This window comes from Enhygromyxa salina (assembly GCF_002994615.1).
GTDB classification, from domain to species: Bacteria; Myxococcota_A; Polyangia; order Nannocystales; family Nannocystaceae; genus Plesiocystis; species Plesiocystis salina_A.
Window position 1 is genome coordinate 1 of record NZ_PVNK01000040.1, and the last position, 16,414, is coordinate 16,414.

The following is a 16,414-nucleotide window of genomic DNA, read 5'->3' on the forward strand; positions in this document are numbered from 1 at the left end:
CTCCAGCGTCGGCCCCGAATCCCCGCACACTTGCCCGAGACCCCGCCCGCCCGGCATCAATGCGTGTTTCTCGCCATCCAGACCGGCGTCTCTCGCTGCCAGACCACCGTTCGGAAGTCCTTTACGCCCCATTGCTCTTCGAGTTCGGCCAGGCAGGAGGGCCATTCGTGAACGGTGACCACCCCCGCCTCGATGGAGTCAGGAGCCTGCGCGCTGCAATGAAGCGCGCTTTGACCCACAGTGCCGCGATGGCTGGGAATCAGAAGATCGACGTGGGCCTCGCGGACTCTTTGAACAAGGTTTTCGTCGAGGAAGCTGTCACCCGCAAACCCCGGGCCGCCGTCGAGCACCCAGAGGGCGGCGCGAGCCTCGCCCTCTGCCGGAACGCGGCGCAGCAAGATGGAGGTGAGAGGAGCGTCGCTTGAAGTGGCGCCCAGCGAAGAGTCCGAAGCGGACTCTGGTGAAGACGCCGCGTCTTGGTTGAGGGTCCAATGCGGCGGCACCTCTGGCCAACTCGCTCGCGTGGGCGTGATGGGAGACTCGTGCCCGCTCGCGCAACGATGGTGTGCGGTACTCGTCAAAATTCCGGCGCGAGACGACACGATGGGTTGCACCACGGGCTCCTAGCGAGGCTGCAGCGAACGCAGCAGCAAAAGCGCCACGCTTACCCGTCGGAGGCGGCCGTGGCCGCATCGATCCATCGTTCCAGGGTCATGCTCTCTCCTTCGCTGGCGCGTGGCTGGACGCGTCGACCGCCTCCTCATTTACCTCGATTATGGGCCCGACCATACACCCGCATGGTCGGCGCCGGGAATCCCACGGCCTGGTCTCGAAGGTCTTCGTTGCGCCGCTCGATGTCCTCCTGGTAATCGAGACCGGTCACCATTCCACCAAATGTCCCGAGCGCGCGAAATCGAGCTGTGAGCAAAGGGGTTGATCTGGCACTGGTGTCCGTGGTACACTCCCCACTTGATGGTGCTGGCCAGAATACTCGTAATCACGACGGTGACTCTGACACTCTTCGCCTGTGATCGGCGAGAGAAAACAACCTCACCAGCGTCGCTCGCCACGGTGGCGTTGCACAGTGACAGCAGCGACAGCGACGAGGCGCTGCTCACCACCGAGATGGTGTCCGAGGCGGTCCAGGTCACCTTCAATAACGACCATGTCCCAGTGTTTAGGGCGGTCGAGGGAGGGTTCGAACTCCTCACCGACTGCGAGTACTCAGGTGGGTTCCAGTACAAGACCCTATCAGTGAGCCACAGCGGCACGAGGCGGGAGACCGTGTCTGGCGCCACGCTGAGAGTCATGGCCGGCGCAGCCGAGGTGATGAACGCGGGTGTCGACCGACAACAGAAGCACCAGGTCGAGGTCAGCAAAGCCGGATACTACCAATTGCTTGGCGAGACACCCACGATAGTTGACACTCTCGACTGTCCCCAGGCAACCCACGTGGCCAAGATGATCTACGTGGGCGCATTCTCCGAGCTCCGCTCCAAGCGTGGTGGTGGCAGCGTCAGAGCCGGCACAGACACCTTAGGCGGTGGCGGCGGCCTCGCGCGGTCTCACCGTTCATCCCTCAGTGTTGGTGACCTGTCGGAGTGCACCGCCGAGAAGATCAAACAGAGCCCCGAAGCGCCGCCCTACGGTTGCGACGCTCCGATTCGCGTCAAGGTCGTGCCAATCCGGAAGGCGCTGCGCTATTACTTCGACCACCGGACCGTTGTGGGCTCGCACTCACGAGAGGCAGTCGTCACCGCCAGTGAACTGGCTGAGTTGGCAAAACTCCTCGAAGACGCGCTTCGTGAGCGAGGCGGCCCGCAGGGGGTCGACCTAATTCCCGTGTCCAACCCAGATGAGGCCGATGTCCGCTGCGGTGTGGTCGTGGACACCGAGTCGAGGCGTTACGCGCTGGAGTGCGGCAAAGGCAACAACAAGTTCGCGCAAGAGGAAGGTGAGCCAGCTGCGCTGAGCAACACTGCATGGGCAGTCGCCCGTTCTCTGCTCCCGAACACTGGCGAGGTTCAGCGCGATCCCAAGGTCGGGCGATTGGTGATTTTGGTCGATGTGTCATCGAGCATGGTTGTCAATGATGAGCAGACCTTCATGTACGATGATGTTCGGCGCTCGATTCGATACGGGCTCGTTGATGCCATGTTTGACGGGCTGCTCATGCATGACATCTCCCCCCAGGTGTCACTCATGGCCTTCGCTGGGAGCGGCTGCGTGAAGTCGGCAGATGTCGGCGGCGACGGCTTCGCCACCCTGGCGTTGGAGTCGAAACGAGCCGAGCTGCAATGGCTGGAAGGCGTGCTCGAGGTCAGTCCTTGTGCCGATGGAACCGACATCGTGAGCGCGTTGCGTGAGGCGAAATCGATCCTGGATGGCAGCGCACGGCCTGATGCGGGGCACGACGCGGTCGTCCTGATTACCGATGGCTCTCATCGAGGACGTACATCCACGACGGTGCGAGACGCTGCGACGGAGCTCATCGACGGGGGCGTCGACCTTCATGTCATTCGTGTTCAACTCAACGATATCGAGAAATTTCGGGGGCTGATGAATGACCGGGGCAAGCGCAAGAAAATCCTCGCTAGGTGGAGTAAGTTCTCCGGTGAGTCCGATTGGGAGAAGTCCTGGGGGACCCCTCCAGAGAAACTTTGGAAAAAAGAGATCTCTGGTGTCTCGAGCGAAAATGAAGGTGGCGCCGGTCTTCTAGACGATCTCAGGTCCGTCGGCATCAGCACCTTGGTTTTGAACGACGATGATCGATTGAGGGATCCTTTGATCACAGTGCACCGGCTCCTGCTCCCGAAGATGGGGGCGCGTCCGACCATAGATGCGACGAAATGCGACCCGCCAACGAAGCTCCGGTTTCCCGACGGCATCGACTACTGGCAAAGGACCTGCTGGATCGACCACATTCCTCTCGGTCGGGAATTTGCCATCAAAGTTACGGTCCCGCGGTGTATGAAAAAGGTGGCCCGCGCTGTATTTGAGGTGCCTGGGTGGGCGGGTGACCTCGCCATCGAGAACAGCGAAGTCTCGGCGAGCGATGCGACGCTGCAGTTCGCTAGTGTGCGCCCCGGGCAGTCGGAGCCCGGTGGGGTCATGGGAGTAACGGGAAAACTGATGCTCAAGAGCGAGGTCGATCCGGGGGAGTGGTGTCAATGAGTAAGGGCGCACTGCAGTATGCGTTTGGCCTGGCGACACTCTTGGTCGCGGTGACCGCGATGGCGGGGCGAGGTGATGGTGATGGTGATGGTGATGGTGATGGTGATGGTTCAGTGGTGATGGTCGACCGGCCCGACTCACCGGAGATCATCATCATCGATCTCAGGGAGGAAAACTACGACGCAACCCACGCTCCTATCAAGGTTCGGATCGATGCGCCGGAGACGAGCGGTGACGAAGCGTTCCGGTCCGCCCGGATCACGGCGTGGCTGACAACGAGCCTCTCGGACCCTGACTCGCCGCCGCTATCTGAGGTGACCGTGACGGTGGGAAAACAGTGGGCCAACCGCTCACTGCTCATCCAGGTCCCGTCGCCCGGCGAAGGCGACTACTTTGCTCATGTGAGCGGGGAATTGCGGTTTGGGAACAAGAAGCTCGTCCACACGACCTCTTCGACCACGCAGAAGGTTCGCTTTGGTACGCCGAACAACTGCCAAGACGTCGAGAACGTGGCGATACCCGGAGCCAAGGAGTGCCCAGTGCTGTTCGCCACCGGAAGTGTCGACATCTCACACGGAAACAGCGCCGCGTCCAACGAGATGATCCTCGACAAAGCGGCGGCGATGATCACCGACCTATGCAAGTCAAATTCCCTCCACCGTGTGTCCGTGAAAGGGTGGGCGAGCACGCGGCACTCCGTCAATCCAACAAACGAGGTGCTCGCCCGAGGTCGAGCGACAGCCGTTGTTGACAACCTACGGCGGAAAGTTGGAAAGGAGTGTCGCTCTCGTGTTCACAGTGACTCGGTCCCAGGCACGCGCGGAGTCACGACACAGTTTGGAGGGCCAGACGACAATCAATGCGCGGAGATCATGATTACGGGGCACACATGCAAGAGCGTGGCACCCGCAGACAGTCGGAACTGAACGCCGAGCGGTAAGCGTTGACTTGGCCCTCAACGAACGCCCCGCGCCCGCCACAGCAGCGTGAACAGGCTCGGGACCACGTAGAGGGTCAGGACCGTCGAGAGGGCCAGGCCGCCGAGCACGATCGCGCCGACACCACGGTAGAGCTCCGAGCCCGAGCCCGGCGACACGACCATCGGGACCAGGCCGGCGAGCGAGGTCAGGGCGCTCATGAAGATCGGCCGGACCCGAGCCTCGACGGCGCCGGAGACCGAGGCCGCGAGCGCGGCCCCGTCGCGGAGCCGGGCGAGGGCCCCGTCGACGACCAGGATCGCGTTGTTCACGACCACGCCGATCAAGATCAAAAAGCCCATCGCCGTCATCAGATCGAAGGGCTGATCGACCAGCAAGCGATCGACGAGCAGCAGGCCCAAGATCCCACCGGCGGCCGCGAGCGGCACGGTCACGAGCACGGCCACGGGCGCGATGAAGTCCTCGAACAAGGCCGCGAGCAACAGATAAGAGATCAGCACGGCGAGCAAGAGCACCTGCCCGAAGCGGCCCTTGGTCTGCTCGAGCTTGCCGGCCGTGCCCGAGAGGTCGACGTCGACGCCGGCCGGGATCGCCTCGGCTTGCTGCATCTGGTCGACGCGCGCGCGGATCGTGGCCATCGCCGACTCGAGCGCGAGGTCTTCGGGCGGGGTGACCTGCAAGGTGATCGAGCGTGAGCGCTCGATCCGGCGGATCTGCGTGGGCCCGAGCTGCTCCTCGATCTGCGCGAGGGTTCCGAGCGGCACGACCTCGCCGCTGGGGGTCGCGAGGGGCGCGGCCGCGAGCTCGCTCGGGCTTGGATCTTGGCCGGTCGCGCGGGCACGGCCCGCTTCGACGCGCAAGACGACGTCGACCTTGGCCTCGCCCTCCTTGCCCCACTCGCCGATGATCGAGCCGTCGACGAGGGCGTCGACGGCCTGGCCGAGCTCCTGGCCGGTCATGCCCAGCCCGGCGGTCTCGTCTCGGCGTGGGGTCACGTGGAGCTCGGGCGCGCCGAGCTCGAGCGAGGGGATCGGGCGGACCTGGGCGCCGGGGATGTCCTCGCGCAGGGCGCCCATCAGCGCGAGCCCGGCCCCGACGAGCTCGCGCAGGTTCGAGCCCGAGAGGTCGACCTCGACCGCCCGACCGCCGCCGAGGCGGTTGGCGAAGAGCGAGGCCTGGCTCGCAAACGCGTAGGTCCCGGGCACGCCCGACTGGACCTTGCGATAGAAGCTCGCGAGCTCGCCCGCGCGGGTCTCGTCGACGGCCGCGGCGCCGCAGAACACCTGGTTGGGATCGCCGACGAAGAAGCTGCGACGGATCGCCGGGACGCCGCCCTCGTCGACCTCGTAGTGCTCGCCGACCTCGGCCTGGAAGCGCTCGCCGATCGCCTCCATCTCGGACACGGAGTAGCCCGGCGGCGGGGTGAGGATGCCGAACACCAGGTTGCGGTTGCCAGTCGGCAGGTACTCCATCGGCGGGAGCAGGAGCAGGGTCAGGGCGATCGAGCCGCCGACCGCGAGCAGGAACACCGCCGTCGCGCGGGTCCAGCTGGCGCTCAACCACGCGACCTGACGGCCGACGGCGGCCCGCATCCGGGCGGTGGTCCGGAGCTTCTCCGGGCGCGCGGTGTCCGGGCCCTGCTCGCGCTGCGTTCGGGTCTCGAGGAAGCGGGCGGCGAGGCTGGGGATCGCGAAGACCGAGACCAGCAGCGAGACCAGCACGGCCACCGAGATCGCCGCGGCGACGTCGCGCAGGAGCTCGCCGACCTCGTCCTGCCACAGGATCACCGGGATGAACACGGCCGCGGTGGTCGCGGTGCTGGCCAGCAGCGCGCCCCAGACCTCGCCGACCCCGCGCAGGGCGGCCTCGGCCATCGAGTCGACGCGCTCGCGCCAGGTGTCGATGCTCTCGAGGACCACGATCGAGTTGTCGACGACCATCCCGACCGCGAACGCGGTCCCGGCCAGCGACACGATGTTGACCGTGCGCCCGAGCACGGCCATGCCCAGCGCGGTCCCGAACACGCAGACCGGGATCGACAGGCCGATCAAGCCCGCGGAGCCGACGCTGCGCAGGAACAGCCACAGGACCACGATCGCGAGCACGCCGCCGAGCAGGAGGTTCTTCTGGACGAGCTCGAGCGCGCCCTCGATGTAGTCGGTCTGGTCGTCGAGGACCTCGATCGTCAGACCCTCGGGGCCCAGCTCCTCGACCTGGAGATCGTCGACGGTGTCGCGGATCTCCTGGGAGACCTCGAGCACGTTGGCGCCCGCCTCGCGAAAGAGCAGCAAGACCATCGACGGGCGCTGGTCGGTCATGGCCACGCCAAAGGGCTTGCGCAGGCCGACGCCGACGGTCCCGACGTCACCGAGGAGGATCGCGGTCCCGTCGGGTCCTGCGCCGATCACGATCTGCTCGAGCTCCCTGGCCTCGTCGGGCGGCAGGGGCGTGCGGACCAGGAGCCGGCGCTTGCCGATCGTGAGGTCGCCGCCGGACAGATCCACGAGCTCGCTGCGGACCCGCGCGGCGACCGTGGCGATGCGGATGTTGCGGGCGGCGAGCTCGGCCGCGTCGAGCTCGATGTGGACCTCGGTGTCGCGGCCGCCGATGTGGCGGATGTTGGCGACGCCGGGGATCCGCTCGATCCGCGGGAGGATGTCGTTCTCGACCCAGGTCCGATACTGGGCGACGGGCAGGCCCTCGGGGGAGCGGATCGCGATGATCGACAGCGGCGGCCCGGTGCTGCGGGCCGTGGCCACGACCGGCTGATCGGCGGCCTCGGGGTAAGAGGGGACCTCGGTCAGGGCGTTGGACACCCGAACCAGCGCGACGTCGAGATCGGTCCCGACCTCGAACTCGAGCGTGATCTCGGCCTGGTCGGGCTTGGCCTCGGACTCCATCCGGACCAGGCCGACGACGCTCTTGAGCGCCTCCTCCTGGTCCTCGAGCACCTCGGCCTCGACCTCGGCGGGGCTCGAGCCGGGCCAGCGCGTGGTCACGGTGACCGAGGGGATCATGACGTCGGGCGTGAGCTGGATCGGCAGCCCGGCGACCGAGAGCAGGCCCGCGAGCACGACCAGGATCAGGCCCACGGTCACGGTCACCGGGCGGCCAATGATCGTCTGGAGCAGCGAGTTCCCCGGGCCGGTGGCCGCTCCGCTCACGTGGCCGCCTCGTGCTCGCTGGTCCCGTCCCCGCCTTCGATCGGGCGCACGGGTTGACCGGGTCGGAGCCGCTCGTTGCCGCGGGTGACCACGACCGCGCCGGGCGAGAGCCCGGCCCCGCTGACCAGGGCCTCGTCACCTGCGCTGGCGTGGACCTCGACGACGACTGGCTTGGCGGCGCCCTCGTCCACGACGATCACGCGGGTGTCGATCGCCCCGAGCACGAGGGCGTCGCGGGGTACGATGACGGCCTGGGCGATCGCGGCGCCCTCGACCCCCTGGTTTTGGCCCGCTTCGGCCTGGCCCGCGCGGTAGCGAATGGGAAACCCAACCTCGACCGGGGCGCCGGGCAGCAGCCAGGTTCGGGCCTGGGTCGGGCGCAGGCGGATCTTGAGCGTGCGCGTGCGTGGGTCGAGCGAGGGGACGATCCCGAGGACCTCGGCCGCGGCCTGAGCCGGCTGTGCGCGGCCGAGCCCGGCGAGGCCTCCGGCCGGCCGAAGCTTGACCTCGTCGCCGACGCGCACGTGAGGTGCGAGCTCGGGGCGAACCTCGACGAGGATCTCGACCTCGTCGGTCGCCACGAGCTCGAGCACGGTCTCGCCCGGGTCGACCCACTGGCCGAGGTCGGCGTAGCGGCCCGCGACGACCCCGGCGAAGGGGGCGGTGAGCAGGTAGTCGGACAGCTGGGCCTTGGCCGCGCGGATCTCCGCGGAGAGTCGACCCTTGCGGGCCTCGAGGGCGTCGGCCCGAGTCGCGTCGCGCTCGATCTCTTCGCCGGGCAAGACGTCCCCGAGCGCCGCCGCTCGCTCGGCCTCGCGGCGAGCCTGGCGGAGCTCTCGCTCGCTCTCGCGCCGGGTCGAGACCGCGGCCGAGAGCTTGGCGCTGGCCTGGCGCTTGTCGATCTCGACGAGCAGCTGACCGGCCTCGACCCGATCGCCCTCGCGGACCTCGAGGGTCATGATCTCGCCGCCGGCCCCGAGCGCGAGCGCGGCCGAGCGCAGCGAGCGGACCTCGCCGACGAACACCCACTCGTCGACGAGCTCACCCGCGCGCGCGCGGGCGACCTCGACGGGCGCGGGGGGCTGCTCGGCCTGCGGCGGCCCGCCCTCGCCGTCACTCGGTCCGCAGCCCGGCGTGGCTGCGGCCGTGACCAGCGCGAGGGCGGTGAGGAGCGCCCGCGCGTGGGGCCTGCTGGAGGGAACTGGCACGAAGGTCAGTTGTGTCGCCGGGTTGGCGCCATTGCAAGGCGTCGCGCTTGGCGCGGCGCTCGAGTCAGGGGGTCTCAGACTTGACCGCGACGACTTCCCCGGCGAGCGAGCTCCCTCGCTCGATGCCGAGCAAACGGACTCGGCCCGAGGCTGCCAGTTTGCCCTCGTGAGTGATCGAGACCTCCCAGACCTGGGTCCGGCGTCCGCGGGCCAGGGGCAAGCCGCGACCGACAAGGGTTCCGGACCGCACCGCTCGCAAGAAAGACGTGTGATTTTCGAGGCCGACGGTGTGGAGGTCGAGCGCGCCGAGGTTGAGCGCGGCCCCGACCGACGCGATCGTCTCGACCATCGCCGAGTAGACCCCGCCGTGGACGAGCCCGTAGGGTTGGTGGTGCGCGGGCCGCAGCTCGAGCTTCCCGACCACCTCCTCGTAGCTGACGCTGACGAAGTGGAGGCCGATCATCTCGTTGAAACCTCCGCGTATCGCGTTGAGTTGGTCGAGGGTGGACGCGGGGAGCTCGGGCAGATCCATCACCTCAGCAGCATGCCCCATGAGGCCGCCCCGCAGCTGTGCAATTTGCGCACGGCGGGGCCACGCGGTCCACGCTTGTCGACGCCCGACGACCGGGACTACTCTGCGTCCAGCACGAGAGATCACATGTATCGACGCGCACTCCAATCTCTGTTCGTTGCGGCCACCGCTCTCCTTCTGACCACCACTGCCTGTGACGCCGGCGGCGAGGCCAAGGCCGACGTCGGAAAGAAGACGTCCGACAAGGCCGCCGACGAGGGCAAGGCCGCCGACGACGGCAAGGCCGAGGGGGAGGCGGCCGCGGGGGCCGAGGCGGGCGCCGAGGTCGCCGCCGAAGCGGGCGCCGAGCCAGCCGCCGAAGCGGGCGCCGAGCCAGCCGCCGAGACCGGTGGTGATGCGACCGGCGACGCCCCCGGCGAGACCGGCGAGGCCGCGCCCGCTGCCGCCGAAGGTGACGGCGGCGACAAGCCGGCCGACGGCGGCGCGTCCGAGAAGAAGCCCGCTGACGACGGTGACAAGGCCGCGGCCGGGCCCAAGATCGACGGCAAGCCGCTGTTCGAGAAGAAGTGCAAGTCCTGCCACGGGATCGACGGCAAGGGCGACACGACGATCGGCAAGAAGGTCGACATGCCCTCGCTGGTCAAGACCAAGCTCAGCAAGGCCAAGATCGTCGCCCTGATCACCGACGGGGTGCCCGACACCAAGATGAAGGCCTTCAAGACCAAGCTCTCGAAGGACGAGATCGACGCGGTCGCGGCCTACGTCAAGAAGCTCTGAGCCCTCACCGTGATCTGGCCCGCGCTTCACGAGCCGACGACGTGCATCGGCTCGTGAAGCTCAAAACGGGCGCTTGGCCCAGCCCGCCATGAAGCCCCGGCGCGGGACGGTCCACATCGGCTCCTCGCGCAGCGACTCTTTGCGAAAAATGGCGTTCGCCGCCAGCAGACCCGAGCTGTAGGCGGCCTCCATCAACATCGTCGGGAATGGCAAGACGACCCAGTCTCCGGCGAGGAACAGGTTGTCGAGCTCCGTGTCCCAGCTCGGCCGCGTCGCGTGCATGCCGACGTGAAAGGCCGGGAAGTCGCGGCGAATATAGGTGTATTGGTGAATGACCGTGGAGCCGGTGAGCTCCGGGAAGAAGTGGTGGAGCTCGGTGATGAGCAGCTCGCGGAGCGCGGCCTCGTCGTCGGGCAGCTCCTCGGGGACCGCGTAGCAGTGCAGCTCGATGACCGCGCCGCGCTGACCGGCGGCCTCGCGCTCGGCGACCCAGCTCGCCGCGGCGCGGGTGGTCCGGTGGACGAACGCCATCGCGTCGAGCAGGCGGACGCGCTCGCTGATCACGAAGCCGGGCAGCTCGCGATCGATGTCGCGGTCGAGCCACAGCCGAACCACGCAGTAGCGCTGCCCCGGCGCGAGGGTGCGAACCTTGGCGGCCGTCTCGGGCGCGGCCGCGACCAGCGAGGGTGAGGTCTCGAACAACGCCCGGGTCCCGACGACGTCGCTGGCGACCACGAGGTAGTCGAAGCCCTCGCCCTCGACTTCAAACCGACCGTCGTCGTCGCGGACGAGCTCGGTGACCGCGGCGCCGAGGCGCAGATCCACGCCGTGGGACTCGAGCCGCTCACGCAGCGGCGAGAGCAGCGCGGCCTCGAAGTCGTCGTTGAGGTAGTCGTAGATCAGCCCGTTGTCGTTGCTCAGATAGTAGAAGTGAAAGCCCTTGATCAGCTCGGCCATCGACATCCGCGCGCCGTCCGAGAAGAAGGCCCGCGCGAAGGTGTTGAAGACCAGCTTGAGGCTGTCGGGCAGGCGCGCGTCCTCGGCGAACTGCGCGTAGGAGACCTCGTCGAAGTCGGCGAAGGTCTGCTCGGGGTCGTAGCGCAGCAGGGCCTCCATCTTCGGCCCGGTGTGGCGCCCGGCGACCTCGCGCAGGTTGTAGATGCCGTGGCGGGCGAGCGAGAGCAGGTTCAGGATCGGCGTGGTTGCGACTTCCTTGAACGAGTAGGTGCGACCGTCATTGGTCAGGATCAGGTAGTCGCCGATGTCGCTAAGGTTGCGCTCGACCCCGAGCTCGGCCAGGAACGCGTTCAAATTGTAGTAGTGGCGAAAGAAGGCGTGGAAGCCGTGGTCCATCTCGAGCTCGCGGCCGTCGGCCGTCGTGGTCTTCCACGCGCCGAGCTTGCCGCCGAGGTAGGCCTCGCGCTCGAACACCGTGACCGAGAACCCGCGCTCGGCGAGCTTGGCCGCGGCGCCGAGGCCCGCGAGCCCGGCCCCGACGACCGCGACCGTGCGCGGGGCCGCGAGCTCGCGCGGGAGGCTCTCGTCGACCGGCGCGACCAGGTGGCGGTAGCCGCCGAAGCGGCGCTCGATGAAGCGCGCGATCAGACCCTTGCTCGCGCGTGGATCGGCGGCGGCGCGCTGCTCCATCCGCTCGAACACCAGCACGCTCGCCCCGGCGAGGGCGACTGCGAAGCCGAGATCTTCGATCGGCGCGCCGATCAGCCGCAGGCCGAGGATCGACGCGGGCGCGTGCTCGACGACGCCGCGCTGGATCAGCGCGCCCCCGAACACGATCGCGAGGACCCCGACGAGCGCGAGGAAGGCCCAAAAGCGCGGGCGCGGGACCAGCTTGGTCCCGAGGCCGAGGTCGATCAGCGACAGCGAGCCCACGGCGATCAGGCTCAGTGACGCCCACCGCGGGCCGTCGCCGATCAGGCCCGTGACCCCGAGCGCCAAGGCGGCGAGGAGCGCTCCGTGGAGGCTGTAGTGCGCCGGTTTGGGGGCTGGGTCATCGGCGCGAGCCATGCCCACCCACCAGCAAAACAGGCACGCGAACCCGATCGCGGGGACCAGGAGCAGGGCCCCGGGCGGGAGCCCGAGCGGCGCGAACGAGCCCGAGAGGCTGTGCGCGGGCGAAAACTCGATCGCAGCGCTCGAGCTCAGCCACGCCAGCCACGCCAGGGCCGGGAGCGCGGCCAAGCCCACGCTCGGCCACGCACGCCGCCAGCGGTCGAGGAAAAAGGTCGAGCGGCCGAGGCTTGCGATCAGCGGAGGCCCGAGGACGAGGACATCGAAGGCGAGCAGCTCGAGGCGCATGGAGACATCGCGGCCTTATCATGGGGGTCGACGCGTGTCACCAGCGATCGCTGATCGGCGCGGCGTCGCTGATGACCCGAGACAGCGCGCAAATTAAATTGTTGTGCTTGCCCCGCGACCTCACAGCGGGGCAAAATCATGAGGTGAGCTCGATGAGTGAGGAGTCCAAGCGAAGGTGAAGCTGTTTGAATCGTAAGCGCTTGTTCCGCGAAGGGAGCTGTTGGCGACGCCTACGAACTCCTGGAGCCTGGCGATATCAGCGAAGTCACGGATCTGGCTGTGGAGTTGGCCGCGGATCTGGCTGTGGAGTTGGCCGCGGATCTGGCCGTGGACTGGGCACAAACATCCGCTACTGCCTACGACGACGGGGTGTACCCGATACACGCGGTCGTCGCTGGAGCAGGGCGAGCTAGGAGTCCGTGCGCCGACGCGACCTCGTCCCGCCGCCAAACCTCAAGGCCACGCTCCGCGACATTCGCCATCACCTCGCCGGCAACGCCAAGGGCGTCACGCGGGACGAGGTCCTCGCCGAGCAGCTCATCAACCTCTTGCTGTGCAAGCTGGTCGACGAGCGCGCGACCGCGGCTGCCGAGCATGTGCGCTTTTTTTGCGCGCCCGACGAGGACCCGGCCCGCTTCAACGCCCGGATGCTCGCGTTGATCGGCGAGCTCGAGCGGGAGCAACCCGAGCTGTTTGGCCCCGGCGAGGCGATCTCGCTCGACCACGCGTCGCTGCGTCACGTCGTCGTGGCGCTCCAGCGCTACTGCCTGATCGACGCCCCGCGCGACGCCGTCGGCGACGCCTTCGAGGTCTTCATCGGTCCGGCCTTGCGCGGCGCCGAGGGCCAGTACTTCACCCCGCGCAACCTCGTCGACGCGATCATCGAGCTCGTCGATCCTCAGCTCGGCGAGCGGATCATCGATCCAGCCTGCGGCAGCGGCGGCTTCTTGGTCAGCGCGCTGACCCGGCGCGAGCTGGCCAGCCGCGACATCTTTGGCATCGACAAGGACGCGTTCCTGGCCAAGGTCACCAAGGCCTACCTCGCGATCATGGGCGACGGGCACAGCCAGGTCTACTGCGACAACTCGCTCGCGCCGCCGCGCTCGTGGTCGGCGAGGCTCCGCGCGGCGGTCGAGCTCGGCGGCTTCGATGTGGTCCTGGCCAACCCGCCCTTCGGGACCCGGATCCGGCTCTCGGGCGACGAGCTGCTCTCGCAGTACGAGCTCGGTCGCAAATGGAAGCGGCCGCGCGGCGGCGGTGATCTGGGCCCGGGCGAGGCCCTGGCCAACGCCCGGCCGCCGCAGATCCTGTTCGTCGAGCGCTGCCTTCAGCTGCTTCGCCCCGGCGGTCGGATGGGCGTGGTCTTGCCCGAGAGCATGCTCGGCAACCCGTCCTACGAGTTTGTCCTCAAGTACCTGCTCGACAGCGTCACCGTCGACGCCGTGATCACCATGCCCGAGGCGCTGTTCAAGACCAGCGGCAAGGGGGGCACGCACACCAAAGCTGGCGTCCTGCTCCTGCGCAAGCTCGCGCCCGAGCCCGGTCACCGCGTGTTCATGTCGGACGTTCGCTGGTGCGGGCACGACTCGCGCGGCAACCCGACCCTGCGCGCCGACGCCTCGGGTGAACAGCAGCTGCTCGACGAGGTGCCCGAGTTCCCCCGGCGCTACGCCAGCTTGCGGGGGCGGGCCAGGGCCGAGGCAGGGGCCGAGGCCCAGGATCACCTCGGCTACCTCCTGCCGCTCGCGCGGATCAACAATCGGATCCTGGTCCCGAACTACTACGACCCCGACATCGACGCGCAGCTGCGCGCGCTCGCGGGGACCCACGAGCTCGTGACGATCAGGCAGCTCGTCGAGGCCGGCGAGCTCGAACTCAGCTGCGGGGTCGAGGTTGGCAAGATGGCCTACGGGACCGGCACGATCCCCTTCATCCGGACCTCGGATCTGTCGAACTGGGAGCTCAAGGCCGACTTCAAGCACGGCGTCAGCGAGGCGATCTACGCGGCCCACCACGCTCGGGCCCCGATCGCCGTCGGCGACCTGCTGATGGTCCGCGACGGCACCTACCTGATCGGGACCACGGCCCTGGTCACCGCCTGGGATCTGCCGATGCTCTACCAGAGCCACCTCCTGCGCATGCGCGTGCTCGTGAGCGAGCGGGTCAGCCCGCACTTGTTGTTGGCCCTGCTCAGCGCGCCGATCGTCCGTCGGCAGATCCGCGCCAAGCAATTCACCCAGGACATCATCGACACCCTCGGGCGCCGGGTTCACGAGCTGGTCTTGCCGATCCCAAGGGACCCCGGGCTGCGCCGACGCCTCAGCGACGAGACCCGAGAGATCGTCGAGACCCGCGCGCGCCTGCGTGAGCGCGCCCGCGAGCTCTCGCGCGAGATCGCCGGGTCCCGGGAGCCGGGCAGGTCGAGCTGAGTAGACTCAGCGCCACCAGTCCTTGGGCGGGGGTGGAGGCGCGAATTCGCGGTCGCTTGGGCGCCGAGGCGCGCGGTCCCAGGTCCGCAGGGGTCGGCGCGGAGGCGGCTCGTCGAACACGATCCCCTGGGCTCGGAGCCCCGCCATCGAGTCGTAGTGGGCGACCAGCAGCTGATCGGGCTTGTTCTTGTGCTTGCGCTTGAACGAGACCTCCTCGACCGGCGCGTAGGTGCGCTCGCCGTACTCGGTCCCGAGCTGGCCGCTCGTGGTCGGCGCGGCCCAGCTGAGGTCGGCGCCCCCGACCCCGCGCTTCTCGGCCTTGCGCCGGGCCTCGTCGGCGCCGCTGACGACCGTCGGGGGCGGGGCCGCGGCCGCGTCTTCACCGGGGAAGGGATCGCCCTCGAGCGGGGCGAGGGCCTGCTTGCGCCGCCGCTTGCGAAGCTTCTCGGAGAACGCGGCGACGCCGATGACCCCGACGTGGATCGGCGTGCCGAGGCGGGCCGAGTAGCTGTCGGCGAGGTCGGCGAAGCGAAAGGCCGCGACGTTGTCGAGCGACTGGCGGTAGCCCTCGATGACAAGCACGCCGAAGGGATCGAGCACGTAGCCGCGCTGCTTGGCGTAGTCACCGAGGCGGCCGCTGATCACGTCGCGGCCGTCGACGCTGACCACGACCTCGACGCGCTCGGGGCTGTGATTCTGGAGCCGGAGGTTGTAGCGCTCGCCCTCGGCTCCGGCGATCCAGACCTCGCCGCCGTGGCGGAAGCTGGGGAAATCGCTGCCGCTCGGCGACTCGATCTGGAGCGAGACGAGCGGGCTCTGGGGTTCAATCGGGGGCGGAGGTCGGCGGGCTTGGGCCTGCTTCTCGGTCGCGCCGCTGGTCAGCAGCGCGGTCCCGGCGACGGCGACACCGACCTCCATCATCCGGATCAGGGCGCCACGTCGGCTCAGGTTGGGATCTTCGCTTCGCTTGGGTTGGTCCATGGTCGAGTCGCTCGGGCCCGCGGAACGCAGGCCTGCGGCCATGTCTTACGCCGCGCGAGCGGCTAGTTTTCGTCGCCCCCGATCCATGAAACACTGGCGCAGGCATGGCCCGCTGGAGCGAAAGCCGCGGCTACACGCTGATCCTCACCCACCCGCGCGGGCCCGACCGCTACGCGCGAGTCGCCCTCGTGCGCAAGCGGACCTTGTTTGGCCCGGCCTTCAACGTCCGCGAGGCCCGGGCCGAGGACGCCACGCGCAGCGGTCGCGAGCCCGAGGCGCTGGGTCTGGGGCGGATGCTCTCGTGGCGTTGGCTCGGCGAGCGCGAGGCCGAAGAGCTGCTCTCGGCCCGGCTTCGGACCCTCGAGGCTCTCGGCTACTCGGTCCTCGGCAAGGGCGAGAGCGAGAGCCGCGGGCCCTGGGACTGGCTGCGCGAGCTCGTTCAGCGCCAGCTCGCGCGTCCGGCTGCTTCGGGCTCACCGGCTGAAGACGCGGCTGAAGACGCGGCCGAAGAGCTCCACGGCGCGGCGAGTCTGCGCGAGTCTCTCGCCCGCCTCGGGCTCGAGCCCGGCGCCGTCATCGAGGGCATCTCGACGATCCTCGAGGTTGATCAGGCAACCCTGCGCGAGCCCAGCGAGACGAGCCTCGGCGAGCTCGAGCCCGAGCTCCTCGCGATGTTGTTGCCCGTCTGGCTCGAGCACGAGTCCGACGAGCTGCGCGCGATCGGCCACCGATGGCTGGCGCTCCCGGCGACCCCCTACGAGATCGACGTCGCCCTGCTCGAGCGCTGGGCCGCCACCGCGGGTCCGCTCGCCACCGCCCTCGCCCCCCGCCTCGAGCGAGAGGGCCTCGCCCTGCTCGGCCCCGAAGCCCTCGCTCGCCTCGCCCACACCGCCCC

Annotated in this window: 11 protein-coding genes; 5 read left to right on the top strand and 6 right to left on the bottom strand. The window is 68.5% G+C overall.

The window, feature by feature from the left end; genetic code table 11:
- Nucleotides 1–56: 56 nt before the first annotated feature.
- Nucleotides 57–398, bottom strand: coding sequence for a hypothetical protein (locus ENSA5_RS35545; RefSeq protein ID WP_146155301.1), 342 nt, complete (start codon nt 396–398; stop codon nt 57–59).
- Nucleotides 399–969: 571 nt separating this feature from the next.
- On the opposite strand from ENSA5_RS35545, the gene ENSA5_RS03985 reads away from it, so the two are divergent.
- Both ENSA5_RS03985 and ENSA5_RS35550 read left to right on the top strand, forming a co-directional pair.
- Entirely contained in the window at nt 970–3,174 is a 2,205-nt protein-coding gene (locus ENSA5_RS03985) for a vWA domain-containing protein (protein ID WP_146155302.1), read from the top strand.
- Nucleotides 3,171–4,100, top strand: a complete 930-nt coding sequence (locus ENSA5_RS35550; RefSeq protein ID WP_146155303.1) for a hypothetical protein — start codon at nt 3,171–3,173, stop codon at nt 4,098–4,100. The genes ENSA5_RS03985 and ENSA5_RS35550 overlap by 4 nt, the downstream gene beginning before the upstream one ends.
- A 29-nt stretch (nt 4,101–4,129) precedes the next feature.
- Here the strand turns inward: ENSA5_RS35550 and ENSA5_RS03995 are convergent, their stop codons facing one another.
- From ENSA5_RS03995 to ENSA5_RS04005, 3 genes are all read right to left on the bottom strand, one after another.
- A complete protein-coding gene (locus ENSA5_RS03995) occupies nt 4,130–7,276 on the bottom strand; it encodes an efflux RND transporter permease subunit (RefSeq protein ID WP_106390222.1) in 3,147 nt (1,048 codons plus the stop codon).
- Complete coding sequence (locus ENSA5_RS04000; RefSeq protein WP_181197352.1) at nt 7,273–8,484, bottom strand: efflux RND transporter periplasmic adaptor subunit; 1,212 nt, start codon at nt 8,482–8,484, stop codon at nt 7,273–7,275. Before ENSA5_RS04000 ends, ENSA5_RS03995 begins: the two co-directional genes overlap by 4 nt.
- Nucleotides 8,485–8,548: 64 nt before the next feature.
- A complete protein-coding gene (locus tag ENSA5_RS04005; protein ID WP_106390224.1) occupies nt 8,549–9,016 on the bottom strand; it encodes a PaaI family thioesterase in 468 nt (155 codons plus the stop codon).
- A 126-nt stretch (nt 9,017–9,142) separates the two neighbouring features.
- On the opposite strand from ENSA5_RS04005, the gene ENSA5_RS04010 reads away from it, so the two are divergent.
- Complete coding sequence (locus tag ENSA5_RS04010) at nt 9,143–9,793, top strand: c-type cytochrome (protein ID WP_106390225.1); 651 nt, start codon at nt 9,143–9,145, stop codon at nt 9,791–9,793.
- Nucleotides 9,794–9,853: 60 nt separating this feature from the next.
- On the opposite strand, the gene ENSA5_RS04015 is transcribed toward ENSA5_RS04010, so the two are convergent.
- Nucleotides 9,854–12,109 (bottom strand): FAD-dependent oxidoreductase, encoded by a 2,256-nt coding sequence (locus ENSA5_RS04015; RefSeq protein ID WP_106390226.1) that lies wholly within the window; start codon nt 12,107–12,109, stop codon nt 9,854–9,856.
- A 419-nt stretch (nt 12,110–12,528) separates the two neighbouring features.
- Between ENSA5_RS04015 and ENSA5_RS04020 the strand changes: the two genes are divergently transcribed.
- Nucleotides 12,529–14,538: an N-6 DNA methylase gene (locus ENSA5_RS04020; RefSeq protein WP_106390227.1), complete on the top strand. Its 2,010-nt coding sequence runs from the start codon at nt 12,529–12,531 to the stop codon at nt 14,536–14,538.
- A gap of 6 nt (nt 14,539–14,544) precedes the next feature.
- Here ENSA5_RS04020 and ENSA5_RS04025 read toward each other — a convergent pair whose 3' ends face one another.
- Nucleotides 14,545–15,519 carry a hypothetical protein gene (locus ENSA5_RS04025; RefSeq protein ID WP_106390228.1) on the bottom strand — a complete coding sequence of 325 codons (975 nt, stop codon included), beginning with the start codon at nt 15,517–15,519 and terminating at the stop codon, nt 14,545–14,547.
- 104 nt (nt 15,520–15,623) lie between these two features.
- Here ENSA5_RS04025 and ENSA5_RS04030 point away from each other — a divergent pair.
- On the top strand, nt 15,624–16,414 hold a 791-nt coding region (locus tag ENSA5_RS04030; protein WP_146155304.1), incomplete at its 3' end, for a hypothetical protein.